Annotated in this window: 18 protein-coding genes; 12 read left to right on the top strand and 6 right to left on the bottom strand. The window is 60.6% G+C overall.

What is annotated here, in order from left to right:
• The 8 genes from ACK59L_RS16720 to ACK59L_RS16685 form a co-directional block, all read left to right on the top strand.
• The coding region (locus tag ACK59L_RS16720) for an AAA family ATPase (RefSeq protein WP_409274831.1) at window positions 1-406 on the top strand (406 nt) is incomplete at its 5' end.
• Between the two features lie 230 nt (window positions 407-636).
• Entirely contained in the window at window positions 637-1,584 is a 948-nt protein-coding gene (locus ACK59L_RS16715; protein WP_409274829.1) for a LysR substrate-binding domain-containing protein, read from the top strand.
• 294 nt (window positions 1,585-1,878) lie between these two features.
• Window positions 1,879-2,268: a hypothetical protein gene (locus tag ACK59L_RS16710; protein WP_409274827.1), complete on the top strand. Its 390-nt coding sequence runs from the start codon at window positions 1,879-1,881 to the stop codon at window positions 2,266-2,268.
• Window positions 2,265-2,936 (top strand): ThiF family adenylyltransferase, encoded by a 672-nt coding sequence (locus tag ACK59L_RS16705; RefSeq protein WP_409274835.1) that lies wholly within the window; start codon window positions 2,265-2,267, stop codon window positions 2,934-2,936. The genes ACK59L_RS16710 and ACK59L_RS16705 overlap by 4 nt, the downstream gene beginning before the upstream one ends.
• Window positions 2,933-3,400, top strand: coding sequence for a Mov34/MPN/PAD-1 family protein (locus ACK59L_RS16700; RefSeq protein WP_409274825.1), 468 nt, complete (start codon window positions 2,933-2,935; stop codon window positions 3,398-3,400). Before ACK59L_RS16705 ends, ACK59L_RS16700 begins: the two co-directional genes overlap by 4 nt.
• Before the next feature lie 487 nt (window positions 3,401-3,887).
• On the top strand, window positions 3,888-4,499 hold the full coding sequence (locus tag ACK59L_RS16695; protein WP_409274823.1) for an FMN-dependent NADH-azoreductase: 612 nt from the start codon (window positions 3,888-3,890) through the stop codon (window positions 4,497-4,499).
• 192 nt (window positions 4,500-4,691) lie between these two features.
• Complete coding sequence (locus ACK59L_RS16690) at window positions 4,692-5,576, top strand: EamA family transporter (RefSeq protein WP_409274821.1); 885 nt, start codon at window positions 4,692-4,694, stop codon at window positions 5,574-5,576.
• A 130-nt stretch (window positions 5,577-5,706) separates the two neighbouring features.
• Complete coding sequence (locus ACK59L_RS16685) at window positions 5,707-6,006, top strand: hypothetical protein (protein WP_058639337.1); 300 nt, start codon at window positions 5,707-5,709, stop codon at window positions 6,004-6,006.
• 41 nt (window positions 6,007-6,047) lie between these two features.
• Here ACK59L_RS16685 and ACK59L_RS16680 read toward each other — a convergent pair whose 3' ends face one another.
• Complete coding sequence (locus tag ACK59L_RS16680; protein WP_182139597.1) at window positions 6,048-6,380, bottom strand: hypothetical protein; 333 nt, start codon at window positions 6,378-6,380, stop codon at window positions 6,048-6,050.
• 297 nt (window positions 6,381-6,677) lie between these two features.
• On the bottom strand, window positions 6,678-7,820 hold the full coding sequence (ampC, locus tag ACK59L_RS16675) for a class C beta-lactamase (RefSeq protein WP_409274818.1): 1,143 nt from the start codon (window positions 7,818-7,820) through the stop codon (window positions 6,678-6,680).
• Between the two features lie 114 nt (window positions 7,821-7,934).
• Between ampC and ACK59L_RS16670 the strand changes: the two genes are divergently transcribed.
• Window positions 7,935-8,927 carry a bile acid:sodium symporter family protein gene (locus ACK59L_RS16670; RefSeq protein WP_409274816.1) on the top strand — a complete coding sequence of 331 codons (993 nt, stop codon included), beginning with the start codon at window positions 7,935-7,937 and terminating at the stop codon, window positions 8,925-8,927.
• A gap of 50 nt (window positions 8,928-8,977) precedes the next feature.
• Here the strand turns inward: ACK59L_RS16670 and ACK59L_RS16665 are convergent, their stop codons facing one another.
• From ACK59L_RS16665 to ACK59L_RS16655, 3 genes are all read right to left on the bottom strand, one after another.
• Window positions 8,978-9,523 (bottom strand): cupin domain-containing protein, encoded by a 546-nt coding sequence (locus tag ACK59L_RS16665; RefSeq protein ID WP_027915556.1) that lies wholly within the window; start codon window positions 9,521-9,523, stop codon window positions 8,978-8,980.
• 139 nt (window positions 9,524-9,662) lie between these two features.
• Window positions 9,663-10,190, bottom strand: coding sequence for a cytochrome b (locus ACK59L_RS16660; RefSeq protein ID WP_409274814.1), 528 nt, complete (start codon window positions 10,188-10,190; stop codon window positions 9,663-9,665).
• A complete protein-coding gene (locus ACK59L_RS16655) occupies window positions 10,187-11,239 on the bottom strand; it encodes a catalase family peroxidase (RefSeq protein WP_409274833.1) in 1,053 nt (350 codons plus the stop codon). The genes ACK59L_RS16660 and ACK59L_RS16655 overlap by 4 nt, the downstream gene beginning before the upstream one ends.
• Before the next feature lie 126 nt (window positions 11,240-11,365).
• On the opposite strand from ACK59L_RS16655, the gene ACK59L_RS16650 reads away from it, so the two are divergent.
• Both ACK59L_RS16650 and ACK59L_RS16645 read left to right on the top strand, forming a co-directional pair.
• Entirely contained in the window at window positions 11,366-11,887 is a 522-nt protein-coding gene (locus tag ACK59L_RS16650; RefSeq protein WP_058605153.1) for a sigma-70 family RNA polymerase sigma factor, read from the top strand.
• Window positions 11,884-12,633 carry an anti-sigma factor family protein gene (locus tag ACK59L_RS16645; RefSeq protein ID WP_409274811.1) on the top strand — a complete coding sequence of 250 codons (750 nt, stop codon included), beginning with the start codon at window positions 11,884-11,886 and terminating at the stop codon, window positions 12,631-12,633. The genes ACK59L_RS16650 and ACK59L_RS16645 overlap by 4 nt, the downstream gene beginning before the upstream one ends.
• A gap of 32 nt (window positions 12,634-12,665) precedes the next feature.
• Here ACK59L_RS16645 and xthA read toward each other — a convergent pair whose 3' ends face one another.
• Window positions 12,666-13,478 carry an exodeoxyribonuclease III gene (gene xthA / locus ACK59L_RS16640; protein ID WP_409274809.1) on the bottom strand — a complete coding sequence of 271 codons (813 nt, stop codon included), beginning with the start codon at window positions 13,476-13,478 and terminating at the stop codon, window positions 12,666-12,668.
• 156 nt (window positions 13,479-13,634) lie between these two features.
• Between xthA and ACK59L_RS16635 the strand changes: the two genes are divergently transcribed.
• On the top strand, window positions 13,635-14,282 hold the full coding sequence (locus ACK59L_RS16635) for a GNAT family N-acetyltransferase (protein ID WP_409274807.1): 648 nt from the start codon (window positions 13,635-13,637) through the stop codon (window positions 14,280-14,282).
• Window positions 14,283-14,320 lie beyond the last annotated feature (38 nt).

Here is a 14,320-nt window from a genome sequence, read left to right as displayed (position 1 = left end):
ACGTTATTCGCTGCTATTCCAGGACGCCGAAATCGAGCAGTTATCGCCAGGCCAGCGGGGTGCACTGCTGTTGATCTTCTACCTGCTTGTCGACAAGGGGCGTATCCCGATCATCCTTGATCAGCCCGAGGAAAACCTCGACAACGAGACCGTGGTCAGCCTTCTCGTTCCCGTACTCACAGAAGCGAAGAAGCGTCGGCAAATCATCATGGTCACGCACAACCCTAATCTCGCGATTGTCTGTGATGCGGAACAAATCATCTGGTCGCACTTTGAGCGCGCCAACGGCCAGAAAATTTCCTACACCGCGGGTGCGATAGAAAGTCCGGCCATCAATCAGCATGCTGTCAAAGTCCTGGAGGGTACTAAGCCAGCGTTTGATAACCGCAGGATCAAATACCATTGAGAAGCGCGGCGAGGGCCGAGAGCTAACCCCAGGATGTCCGTTTCAGGGGCCCCATGGGTTGTCGATCGACGCTGGACCCAAAGATGAAAACAGTCGCTGGCTTGCTTAAGTGAGTTTGCCAGCGACCCTTCACCCGTGAGCTAACATCCACAGCTGCACCGTTCGCTGTAGGTTCATTCGGCGTTTACCTGCAATAATGCCTGCTGTCCTTCGGCTGCCGGAACGCACCAGTGTTTGACTTCAACGAGCTGTACTTCTTCGCCCAAGTGGTCGAGCACAAGGGGTTCGCCGCGGCCGCTAGGAACATAGGTATCCCTAAATCCAAGCTCAGTCGCAGGGTCCTAGCCCTTGAAGAGCGGCTGGGTGTACGCCTCATCCAGCGTTCGACACGCAAGTTCACCGTCACTGAGATTGGCCAGGATTACTACCGCCACTGCGTCGCCATGCTGGTCGAAGCCGATGCTGCGGAGAAGGTCATCGAAGAGTCCAGATCCGAACCCCATGGACTGATACGAGTTAGCTGCCCACCGGCGCTGGCAGCGATGGGGGTGAGCGATGCCATGGCTAAATTTATGGTTGCTCACCCCAAGGTCCAGATCCAGGTAGAAAGCACAAACCGGAGAGTTGATGTGCTGGGGGAGGGCTTCGACATTGCCTTGCGCGTGCGCTTTCCGCCGCTCCAAGACGAGAACCTGTTCCTCAAAGTCCTCGGCGAAAGCTACCAAAAGCTTGTGGCGAAACCGTCCCTGGTCGAAGGCATTGATTTGGAAGCCCCGAGTGATCTAATCGGATTGCCGAGCATGGACCTGGCCCCAGCCAACCGCGACCACCGCTGGGCCTTTTTCGATCCCTCAGGGGATCGAGTAGAAGTACCTCACTCTCCACGCTTTGTTACTGCTGACTTAGACGCCCTACACCGCGCCGCAGTCCAGGGTGTAGGTATCGTACAGATGCCCGAGGTTATGGTGAGGCACGATCTGGAGGCAGGTTTGCTCGTGGAGGTGCTGCCGGCGTATCGACCTCCTAGCGGGCTCATTCATGCTGTGTATCCATCCAAACGGGGATTGCTTCCATCAGTACGGGGGCTTATTGATCTTTTGGCTGAGGAGCTGGGCGCTTGCGCCGAAGCGGATCGTAAGGCTTGCATAGCAGCGGGCAAGTTACCCGGCCCTTTGTGAAAGTAAAATGCTTGGTCTGATTCTGCCGCGCATCAATCGGCGAGGCTAGGCAACTACCGCACACGGCGAGCCTGGGAGCGAGGCACGCATTGCCTCATCGAGGCTGGACTAGCCGCGCATGCCGTTAGCAAGTCACTGATCAGGTCTCTTCTGCCGCAATAGATAGCACCCTCCATACCAGCTTTGCAGAAGAGTCGGAGGAGAACAGCTCCTGTTTGATCGCCTAGTCTTAGCGGATAGGCGCGACCGTTCGTCAGATTGGCTACATCAAATGCTCAGATTAAAAGTGTTTACATGATCATCTGCCTTGTTCGTTCTACAGCAAGGTCAGAATGGCCACCCAAAACGGTGGCAGAGTTTTTGGAGTGGCAACGGCAGCTGGACGGACGCAGTGCAAGGAAAGTCGAACAGCGCCTTGGCGAGGCCTCACGCCTGACAAAGCGAGATGCTCTAATCATCATCAAATCGCCGAAATTGCTATATGGGGTCCATGTACATTTTGACCAATCGGTACTGCCTGAAGAAAAGCGTGCAGTCGCCCGCGGCACTCAGCACCTGTACAGCTACAAAATCTCTCGGCTGCATGTATTGCGCTTGGATAACGAATATCTAGCTCAGCGCAACATCCCTGGCATGAAAACACTGGCCGGTAAGAGGATTGCTGTCGTGGCTGTGGAACGATAGGAGGGTACCTGATTGATGCGCTGGCTAAAGCCGGGGCAGGCACTGGCGGTGGGCAGTTGACCATCGTCGACTACGAAGTACTTGGGCCTCAGAACCTTGGCCGACACCGTCTGGGGATGGCGCACCTATTCGCGAACAAAGCATCTGGGATGCGCTTAATACTTCAGTTCGACAACCCTTCAGTGTCGGTTCGCGCACTGGAAGTGGATGCGCGGCATGCTCATTTCGGAGAGCTTGATTTATTGATTGATGCCACGGGTGAGGAGTCGCTCGGACACTGGTTGGCTGCACGCTATGCCAATCAAATCCCTATGCTCTCGATTTGGATCGAAGGCCCTGGTATTGCCGTCCGTGGCCTGATCAAGGTGCCAGGACCAAGCGCTTGCTACCGACGCCTATGCAATCACCAGCGTGAAGGAGGCTTGCCTACCGTAAACGGGGAAATGCCCGTCTTACGGGCCGGGAATGGGTGTGAGGGCCTGTATGTCCCGTTTCCTGCAACGGTTTCTCTTCAAGCAGCAGCACTTGGCAGTGAGATGGCACTGGCCTGGGTTGATAACGCAGAAACCCCCTCGCTACGAACCAGAATCATAGATTCTGCCTACGAGCTAGCTACTCCTGACTGCGACGTGTTGAAAGCAGAGAGGTGCCCGGCTTGCGGCAAATGACGTATTGGGCTGCCAAAGAAGGTCGTTTTCTGATTCACCTTCTCCCTGATGTGATGGCAGTGTTTGACGCGTATGTTCAGAGAAGTCTCTCGGATCCCGAGAGTGGCGGCATCCTTCTCGGCACTGTGCATGGGCCGCACATCGAGGTCACCCATGCAACGCCACCTTTTCCAACTGATAGAAGGACCCGATGCAGCTTTGATCGAGGCTCAAAAGGGCACACCGAGGTGGCTGATCAGATGTGGCAGGAGAGCAGGGGAATCATTCGCTACATTGGTGAATGGCATACGCACCCTGAGGACTATCCATCACCTTCGGGCATAGATCTGAGAGAGTGGAAGATCTCCGCAGCGAAGCGCACGGATGCTCGATCGGTGATTGGCCTGATCGTGGGTCGGAAGGGGATCTATATCCAAAGCACCTCAGCTACGGGGCAGGCACTGGTCTACCAAGCAATGGTTTAGATGAGCGTAAATGTAGAGGTTCAAGAGCCCACCGCTCCACCGACCGAGGAAGGGTAGGCTTAATGCCTACCGTACCCTGAAGGGAAAAGCGGACTGGGTCTGTGTCGCATGCAAATCGAGGGCTGAATCTGAGGCGGCAGCTATGACTGGATTGGCTTTTGGTCACTCTTGGCTTTCGATGCATAGACCTGCACAGCACTGATCAACCCAACCGCACCATCCTAGGGACATTGAAGGGAGGATCCGGGACGTGCTTGGAAGTCTGCTGCCTTTGGGTTTTCTAGGAAAGAGAGGCAAAGCATTTTGACCATTTCCTCCCCTAACTTGGTATTCCCCACAAAACGTTCAATCCTGCATGGCACGGCTAATTGTTCCAGGGGTAGGACAAACTAGCGCGATTGGGCGCACTTATCATCCATTACACACTTAGGTAACATCCTTTTCATCGAATATATTCAGCCTTACCCCCCTTTCACAGGAGTACCCCATGAAACTGCTGCACATCGATTCGAGCATCCTGGGTGACAACTCGGCCTCGCGCCAATTGAGCCGTGAAGTCGTCGCCGCGTGGCAGGCCGCTGAGCCGAGCGTCGAAGTGGTTTATCGCGATCTGGCAGCCGATGCCATCGCTCACTTCTCGGCCGCTACCCTGATGGCTGCGGGCACCAGTGAAGAGCTGCGCGATGCGGCCCAGGCCTTCGAGGCCAAGCTCAGTGCCGAGACCCTCGAAGAGTTCCTGGCCGCTGACGCAGTGGTCATCGGCGCGCCAATGTACAACTTCAGCGTGCCGACCCAACTCAAGGCTTGGATCGACCGCATCGCCGTCGCTGGCAAGACCTTCCGTTATACCGAGGCTGGTCCAGAAGGCCTGTGCGGTGACAAGAAAGTGGTGCTGGTTTCCACGGCAGGAGGTTTGCACGCCGATCAACCGACAGGGGTCGGCCACGAAGACTTCCTCAAGGTATTCCTGGGCTTCATCGGTATTACCGACCTGCACGTGGTTCGGGCCCATGGCCTGGCTTATGGCCCGGAGCAGCGCACCGAAGCGATTGCCGCGGCCCAGGCGCACATCGAGAACGGTCTGCTCGCCGTGGCGTGATGGCAGGGGATGCAGAGCGCAAGTTAAGGGTCGCCTAGGCGGCCCTTTTTCATGGGCGTACCAACCGCATGCTGCTAATGGCCGCACAGCCCACTGTTGCGCAACGCTAGGGCGCAACTGTAATGGTGGTTCATCGAGGAATAGCCTTATGCTGTAACGAAATATGTATAAGTGCTGAAGAAGGAAGCCGCAATGCCGCTCAAGGACCTGCTCATCGCTCTGGTGGTAATCATCGCCTGGGGCGTCAACTTCGTCGTGATCAAGGTCGGGCTCGATGGGTTGCCACCCATGTTGCTGGGGGCGCTGCGTTTTCTGCTTGTGGCTTTTCCCGCGGTGTTCTTCATCAAGCGGCCGAACCTGCCGTGGCGTTGGCTGATCGCCTACGGTGCGACCATCTCGCTGGGGCAGTTTGCATTTCTGTTCCAGGCCATGGCCAGCGGCATGCCACCGGGGCTCGCTTCATTGGTCCTGCAGTCCCAGGCCTTCTTCACCTTGGGCTTCGCTGCGCTGTTTCTGGGCGAGCGCTTGCGCGTGGCCAGCGTGCTCGGGCTGCTGATGGCCGCCGGTGGGCTGGCGCTGATCGGCAGCGAAGACGGTAGCCATGTCCCCATGCTCGCGCTGGTACTGACCTTGTGTGGCGGGGCGATGTGGGGCTTGGGCAACATCATCACTCGTCGCTTCGGGTCGATAGACTTGGTGGCATTGGTCATCTGGGGCGGCTTGATCCCTCCGCTGCCCTTTCTGTTGCTCTCTGGCTGGTTGGAGGGGCCTGAACGGATCAGCCAGGCGCTCACGCACATCGGCTGGCACTCGATTGCCGCGCTGGCATACCTGGCATTCGTGGCCACCATTCTGGGCTACAGCCTCTGGAGCACGCTGTTGTCGCGCCATCCGGCCGGGAAGGTCGCGCCTTTTTCGCTGCTGGTACCTGTCATAGGCCTGAGTTCATCAGCGCTGCTGCTGGGCGAGCGCCTGACCGAAGCCCAGGGTTGGGGTGCCTTGCTGGTCATGAGTGGCTTGTTGGTGAACGTGTTCGGCGCCCGACTCGGACAGCGGCTCAAGGCTGCGAGGGCCTGAGTAATTACGAGTGCTACCTGTCTTTTTTAAGCGTTGATTGACCAAGCTCATGATGTCGGTCAGTTACAGTCGCCTATCAGGCACGGATGTGGTTCCTTGGTTACGTTTTTTGTAAGGAGGACCGCAAACGATGCGAGTCAGGGACGAAACCTATTGGCAGTGGGCCGATGCACAACTGCACAGCCGCTGCCACGACGAGGTGCTGAGCGATGGCACCACCCTGGATGTGCAGGTGCGCCTGTCCAGGCAAGGCGCAACTCAACTGTTTCTCGGCCTTTACGCACGCAATGGGCAGGCTCTGGTGGAGGAGTATTATCCTGCGCGCTCCGGGGAAACCATGACCCGGGCGCTGGTTTGGGGTGTGGAGCGCGCTCGGGCGTTGGCCACAGGTGCCATGCCATTACCTAAAAACGCCAAAAGGCGCGCATGAAAAAGCCCGGCGCGGTGGCCGGGCTTGATACAGCATGACGGTCAATACTGCGCTTCGATCACTTTCACGGCACGTTGCGCACGTGCCTCTGGCCATTGCTGTTGCAGGGTTTGCAAGACACGGCCGACGAACTCGGTATCGGCAGCCGCCTTCTTGCCCACATAGCCCTGGCCTCGGCGGTAGGCCTTGAATCGCGCACGCATGCTTGGCAGGTGCTCCTGGAATTCATCTTCGATCGTGTTGGGTGGCAAGCGGTCCAGGCGCACTTCGCCGCTTTGGCTCACCCACAGCAGATGGTCATCAAGGCTGTCCTTGCGCGTGGCGAACAGCTTGGCCAATTGATCGATGGTCGGATTGTCGTTCAAGTTCATCATAAAGCCCCCATTACCCAGTTTCAGGTGATTTTCACAGTTGGCGCTATCGCGATGTAGCGCGTTTCCAAGGCTGCTACTGCAGCTTTGCAACAGGGGCTTTCTCACGCTGCCTTTTGGACAGTTCCCTCTCCACGGCCCGCCTGCGTTACCGCGCAGGCGGCCTGGAACACCCTTGCCACGGCTCCCGATCAGGGAGACGGCCTCATCATGCACAAGCGCGATGAACGGCGTCAACCATTTTGTAGTGATATTTTCTGCTCACTACATTTTCGTAGAGTTGTTCGACAAACCTCGATTTCAAAGCCCTGAAAGAATCTCGTATGCCGCGCGCACGCGGGCTTCGTTGGGGTAGTTGCGGTTGGCCAGAAGCACGATGGCCAACCCCTCAGACGGGACGAACGCTGCGTAGGCACCGAAACCATTGGTGGAGCCTGTCTTGTTGTACCAGGCTCCCGCCAATGGGGCGGCAGGCGGTTGCAGCCGCTGTGCCGGCTGGGGGCCTCGTATCATCTGCGGACCATTGCCGGCGATGAGGGTGCGCAGTGCAACGGGGTACGCATAACGTTCCCAGCCCAGGCCTTGTGTCATTTCACCGATCTGGGCGTAGCCGCTACGGGTGATGAGGGTGGCCCGGGCCAAGGGCGCAGGTAGACCGTCGGGCTGCATGTTCAAGCGCACATAACGCAGCAGATCGCTGGCACTGGTCTTGATGCCGTAGGCTTGCTGCGCATAAGGGCCAGGGTTTACGCGCACTGGCTTGTCGCTGGCATCGTAGCCTTGGGCATACAGGCTACGTGCATCACTGGGCACCTCCAGGTAAGTGCTGTGCAGGCCCATAGGCTCCAGCACGTTGTGCTCAAGCAAGGTGGCAAACGGTTGGTGTTGGGCGCGGGCGGCCAGGTCGCCGAACAGGCCCAGGCTCGGGTTGGAGTAACACCGTTGGGCACCTGGCGTGCCTTTGGGCTGCCATTGGCGCAAAAACGTCACCACTTGCTGGGGTGTTTCCACGGTGTCGGGAAACTGCAAGGGCAGGCAATCGGCACTGTAGGTGCCCAGGTCCAGCACGGTGGCGTCGCCCAGGGGAGTGCCAGCCAGGGCCGGGTGATAGCGTTTGGCAGGGGCGTCCAGGGCAAGCTGGCCTTCGGCATTGGCCACTGCCACCAACGTGGCGGTGAATGTCTTGCTCAGCGAGCCAATTTCGAAGAGGGTGTCGCGGCTAACGGGCACGCCGCTGTCGCGGCTGGCGACGCCGTAGCTGAAGTAATGAGCGTGGCCATGCGCATATAGCGCGACCGCCATGCCGCTGATGCCCTGGGCCTGCATCAGGGGGCCAATGACGGTGTCGACTTTGATTCGCAGCGGGTCATTGGCGTAGGCGGGTAACCAGAGGGCGCCGAGTGTGAGAGCGACCGCAAGGGCCACGGAGCGGGAGCAGATCATGAAGATTCCTTGGCTGACTGTCCGTTGCGCGATACCAGGAGGGGTTCCGGCGTTAGCGCCTGGGGGCGCAAGACCTTATCCTCCGTGCTTGCCCAAAGACAAGACGGAACTGTGATGAAGTACCTGCGCATGCTGTTCGACAACTTCACCCTTGCCTTGCTGGCCGTGGTAGCGATCGCCACCGTGTTGCCTTGCTCAGGGCAGGGGGCGGTGTATTTCGGCTGGCTCACCAACCTGGCGATCGGTTTGTTGTTTTTCCTGCACGGGGCCAAGCTCTCGCGGGAGGCAATCATCGCTGGAGCGGGGCATTGGCGGCTACACCTGCTGGTGTTTTCCTGCACGTTCGTGCTGTTTCCGCTGCTGGGCATGGCGTTCAAGCCGCTGTTCCTGCCACTGGTGGGGGACGAGCTCTACTTGGGGGTGCTGTACCTTTGCGCCCTGCCTGCCACCGTCCAGTCGGCCATCGCGTTCACCTCGCTGGCGCGGGGTAACGTGCCAGCGGCCATCTGCAGCGCAGCCGCATCCAGCCTGCTGGGCATATTCCTGACCCCGGTTCTGGTGATGCTGTTGCTGGGCGCCAGCGGCGACACCGGCTCGGGTCTGGACGCAGTGCTCAAGATTACTCTGCAGTTGCTGGTGCCGTTCGTGGCCGGGCAACTGGCCCGCCGCTGGATTGGTGCCTGGGTTAAACGCAATGCGCGCTGGCTGAAGATCGTCGACCAGGGCTCGATTCTGCTGGTGGTCTACACCGCTTTCAGCGAGGCGGTGGTCACAGGCTTGTGGCACACTGTTTCGCCGCAGCACCTGGCAGGCCTGTTCGCCGTTTGCGGCATCCTGCTGACCGTGGTGTTGGTGGGGACCAGCCTGTTGGGCAAAGTGCTTGGCTTCAACCTCGAAGACCGGATCACCATCCTGTTCGCAGGCTCGAAGAAGAGCCTGGCAACCGGTGTGCCGATGGCGCAGGTGCTGTTCGTCGGTAGCGGCATCGGCGCAATGATCCTGCCATTGATGCTGTTCCACCAGATCCAGCTGATGGTCTGCGCTGTGCTGGCGCAACACTATGCGAGCCGCGTGCAGGATGAGATTGAGGCGCCGACGGTGCGATGACCCGGTGATGGCTGCAGCTCACGTGGTCTGCAACCATCACGTCGCCTGGGTCAGAAGTTCGCGGGGGTATTGGCGCTGATGATCTCCGCTTCGTCCTGGCCAATATTCTTGAAACTGTGGGGCAGGGTGGTAGGGATGTAGTAGCCATCTCCCGCATTGAGCACGCTGACCTGGCCATCGACCCACAGCTCGACGGTGCCTCGCGTGACGAGCCCGCACTCTTCGCCCTCGGCGTGCACGATGGGCTCGCCCGAGTCGGCACCTGGGGCGTAAAGCTCGCGCAGCATGCGCATTTGCCGGCCCTCGACGCTGGCACCTACCAGCAGCATGCGCAACCCGTTGCGACCCAAGTCGGGCTGCTCGCCCGCCCGGAACACGAAACGCTCCTCACGCACGGGTTCATCAAAGCTGAAAAACTCTGCCAGGCTCATCGGAATGCCCTCCAGCAGCTTCTTCAAGGAGCTGACCGAAGGGCTGACGCGATTCTGCTCGATCTGCGAAATGGTCGAGTTGGTGAGCCCGCTGCGGCGTGCCAACTCCCGCTGGGAGAGGTTGTTGCGTTCACGCACTAGTTTGAGTCGCGTCCCCGTGTCCATAGCCGCCTTGTAATAAGAGGTGTCAAGAATAATGAGCGAGGCGCATTAAAACATACTCTCAAGGCTTGCGCGCTGCGGTTTGCCGGTGCCGGCTGCCGGCGATGCCGGGTGGGCCATCGCTCGGCAAGATACGGTGCCCTCACTGCGCCCTTGGCCCTGGCCACATGCTGCGCAGGACCCCATCACGCCGAACCCAGGCGTGCATCAGCGCAGCGCCCACGTGTACCAGTATCGTGGCGAACAACAGGTAGCCTGCCCAGCCGTGCGCCTGGCGCAGCACGGCATACAGCTGCAAATCATGGGGCACGATCGCCGGCAGGCCAAACGGGCGAGGGTACCCGCCGGCCGAGAGCATGGCCCACCCCAGCAAGGGCATGGCTAGCATGAGGCCGTACAGCAGCAGGTGCGAAGCGCCGGCAGCCAGGCGCTGGATGGCTGGCAGGTCCTGGGGCAGGGGTGGATGGGGAATGCTCAGGCGCACGATGATGCGCGCTACGACCAGCACCAGCAGCGCAAGCCCCGTGGCCTTGTGCAAGCTGACCAGTACGGGGTGACGGACCGACAGGTCCGTGACCATGCTCACGCCGATCAAGAGCATGGCCAGGATCAGGATCGCCATCGACCAGTGCAGCAGGCGGGCGACGGGATGAAAGGCGGTGGGTTTCATGGTCGGGCTCCAGTGCTCAAGGACTCGCGGCTACGACGGTTGAATGATTCCGAATAGGCCGCTGACCGGGCCGCGAGTATAGGGTCGGCGGAGGGTTCGATGCCGTGGGGCAGTATCAAGGGGTCAAAGTTGAGGTCGCGGCAGGCACCCTGTTCCGGTGCGTCGACCTGCTCAAGCACCAGGGTGCCTGCGTTGACGCTGCGCCGGCTCGCTGGCCAAGGCTTGGCAGGGTCGTCGATAGCGTCGTCCGGTTCGGCCAGTACCAGGCGCAAGGTCCAGCGCAACGGCCCCTGCGCCAGCCGTCGTTGCAGGTCATGTTGCAGGAACAAAGGGTCGTCCACCTTCGCCGGTAAGGCCGTGTACGGCATGAGCGGTTCAAGCTGCCAGCGCACCGGGTGGGCATGGCCGTCGTGATCGATCAACTTGAATGCGTTGATGCTGTGGTACTGGGTGTTGGCGAAGCTGTCGCTGGGCTTGTAGCTGGCTGCCCATTGCCTGAACGCGGCGCTCTCGGGGTGGGCTGCAAAGAAGGCCTGTACCTTGGCAGGGTCGGGCTTGCGCGTGGCCGGGTCCGGGGTGTTGGCCAGCACCTGCTCGTAGAACGCCTCGGCCGTACTCACCGCCAGTACGGGCGGGTTGTTCATGCCGGTCCTCCAGACTTGCCCATCGTCGGTGGCGAGCTCGATTGCCAGGCTGCGCACGGGGATGCCGGTGTCAGGCGCAAACGGGTTGGCACCACCAATGGCCAGGCGGCCTGTGACCGGCACGTGCGCCTGGGTGAATGCCCGTGCCGTCGACAAGCTTGCCGCTTGCCCGCTGGCCTGGAAATAGCCGCTCACGCACAGGCCTTTAGCGTGGTTCTTGCGATAACCCGGGTAGTGCCCAGCCTGGGCCTCGAACGTGTCGATGATGCGCTGTGGTGTGAGCGCGGATTGGCCAAGCCAGCCGGCGCTGTAGGCAAAGCCCGCACCGGCAGCCAGCATCACCGCGCCGATTGCGGCAAGCCGCCAGGCCTTGGCCCGGCCATGCAAAGGTTGGTTCATGGTCAGTCCCGTTGTTTTCACGAAAAGTGCCAGTACGACGCTGCCCTGGAAAAGTTATTCCCCGAGCGGGAATAACTTTTTCTCCAGCGCGTCTGTTCTCTACACTGCCCCATCATTGACCGGATACTTTCCATGCAGGACTTGGACGACCAACAATGGCGAGCGCTACTGGCCCGACTGCGTCGCTTCGCCCTCTGGCTGACCCGCGAAGCAGGAAGTGCGGATGACCTTGTGCAGGCCACGGTCGAGCGTGCCTTGAGCCGGCGTCAGCAGCACCAGGATCCCGATGCCCTGCGCGCCTGGCTCTTCACCATCCTTTATCGATTGTTTCTGGATGGCAAACGGCGAGAACGGTTGCATGCCCGCTGGCTGTCTTGGTTCGCCAGCAGTAGCGCGGCCGAAGAAACGGCCGGCGATAACCTTGAGGACATCGTGCTGGCCCAGGCGGACTTGCAGGCATTTGGTCGGCTCAAGACCGAGCAGCGCGCCTTGCTGTTGCTGGTGAGCGTTGAGGGCCTGAGTTACAAGGAGGCTGCCCAGACGTTGGGTATTCCCATCGGTACTGTCATGTCACGGCTGTCGCGCGCGCGCGATGCCCTGCGTGCATTGACCGAGGACAGCCCTCGACCACCGGCCTTGCGGAGATTGAAATGACCCGTCTTATTCCTAGCGAAGAAGAGCTTCACGCCTACGTCGATGACCGCTTGGACCCGGTGCGCCGTGCCGAAGTCCAGGCCTGGCTGGCCAATCATCCAAAGGCTGCGCAGCGTGTGGAAGGCTGGCGCGCCGATGCGCGCCAGTTGCGCACGAGCCTGGCGGGCCTTGCGCAGCCGCTGGCGGGCCCGCGGGTTGACCGCGATCAGCTGCGCCGACAGGCGCGACACCGCCTGAAGCGTCGCTGGGCAAGTGCTGCAGCGATCGTCCTAGCCTTGGGCGTTGGGGGACTTGGCGGGTGGCAGGCGCGCGATGCCAGCTTTGCCGACGCAAAGCCCATGGCTGATGCTGTGCAGGCCCACCGATTGTTCGCCGACAGCCAAGCGCTGGATATACAGGCGCGTGACCCCGATCAATTGCGCACCTGGCTGCAAGCGCACTTTCACCAGGTGGGCCAACTGCCTGATCTGGCAGGCTACGGGTTCGCCCCGGTGGGCGCCCGGCTGCTCAGTAACGAGCAAGGGCCGGCGGCGCTGGTGGTGTTCCAGGACGGGGCGGGGCGCCGTATCAGCCTGTTCCTGCGCTCACCTGGCGAGCACTTCCGGCGCATGCCGCAAGGGCAGCGAATCGATGGTCAGCTCCAGGCCCGATACTGGTCCCATGGCGCCTACAGTTTCGCCCTGGTCAGTGCTGCCGATGATGGCCGCGGTGTGGGTATCGGGGAGGCCTTGCGCACGACGTTGTGAGCCGTACAAGGCCTCCTGCGCCCTAGGCTGGCTTAGCTGAGCTCTAGCCAGATGGGCGCATGATCCGACGGTTTTTCCATCGCGCGCAGTTCGTAATCCACGCCAGCAGCCTTGATCCTCGGCACCAGGCTTGCCGAGACCATGATCAGGTCGATGCGCAGGCCACGCTTGGGCTCGTCCTCGAAGCCGCGGCTGCGGTAGTCGAACCAGCTGAAACGGTCGTCGACACCCGGGTGCAGATGCCGGAAGCTGTCCACCAGACCCCAGCCTTTCAAGCGCTCCATCCACTCCCGCTCCTCTGGCAGGAAGCTGCATTTGCCGGTCCTGAGCCAGCGCTTGGCATTGTCTGGGCCGATACCGATGTCGCAATCCTCTGGGGATATGTTCATGTCGCCCATGACCAGCACGGGCTGGTCACTGCGAAACTGGCCTTCGAGCAGTGCTTGCAGGTCCGCGTAGAAACGCTGCTTGGCCGGAAACTTGGTGGGGTGGTCGCGGCTTTCGCCCTGGGGGAAGTAGCCGTTCATGACGGTGACGGGGTTGCCGTTGTGGTCGGCGAAGGTGCCCCAGATGAAGCGCCGCTGGGCGTCTTCTTCGTCCGTTGCGAACCCTTTGTGCAAGCTCAAAGGTGCCTGACGCGATAGCAAGGCGACACCGTAGTGGCCCTTTTGCCCGTGGTAATGCACGTGGTAGCCCAGGGCCTGGACCTCGGCCAGTGGAAACTGATCGTCGCTGACCTTGGTTTCCTGCAGGCCGATGATGTCCGGCTGGTGCTTTTCGACCAAGGCGGCCAACTGGTGTGGGCGCGCCCGCAGGCCATTGATGTTGAAACAGACGATCTTCATGCAGAGCCGATCCCGGTAAAAAGGCGCGATGCTAGCCGACATCGGCGTTGATCACCAGCATGGGGGCACTTAGGCGCGGCTGACATGGCGCGAAGGTGAACGATGGGCGGCATTGTGCCTCCAAGGCCTATCAGCCAGCCCAGAAGGTTCCCCTCCATGTCTCAAGCCCCTGCCGCCGAGGCCCGCGTTTGCCTGCTCGACTCCGGTTATCGCCGCGAAACCCGTGCACTGCTGTATACCGTCTACCGGGACGACCCTACCTTCGCTTATCTGCTCGAAGCGCATCGCCCTGGTTATGAGCGCCGCCTGCGTACGCTGCTACGCGAGTGGGTACGCCAGCATTTCTACCTTCAGCTGCCCGCCGTTGGCCTGCTGCTGGACGATCGCCTGGTAGGCGTCGCGCTGATTGTGCCGCCACTGCGGCGTCTGGGTGTGGCTGACAGTTGGGCCTGGCGCCTGCGCATGATGGTTGGTGCGGGGGTGCGCGCCACCCGGCGCTTCATGGCGTACCAGGCGGCTGTCTCGACATGCCGGCCTACCGATCAAGTGCACGTGCTGCCGCTACTGGGGGTGTTGCCGGCGCTGCAAGGCCAGGTGTATCCGGCCCAGTTGTTACATGCGGTACAACAATGGTGCATGAAGGACGGGCCGGTCGAAGGGATCGTCGTCGACACGGGCAATGATGAACACGTGGCGTTTTATCACACGCAAGGCTTTGTCGAGGTTGGCGAGGTCGCCATTGGGACAGTGCGCCAACGCGTCCTGGTGTATGACAGCGCTCAGGTCAGTGAACCCTTGGCGTGAATGGCGTTTCGGTTGGCTTCTTTTACACCCTTGGTCTG

The sequence above is a fragment of the Pseudomonas sp. KCJK9111 genome, assembly GCF_046231935.1.
In the GTDB taxonomy this organism is placed as follows: domain Bacteria; phylum Pseudomonadota; class Gammaproteobacteria; order Pseudomonadales; family Pseudomonadaceae; genus Aquipseudomonas; species Aquipseudomonas parafulva_B.
This window is presented reverse-complemented; position numbering and strand designations above follow the sequence as displayed.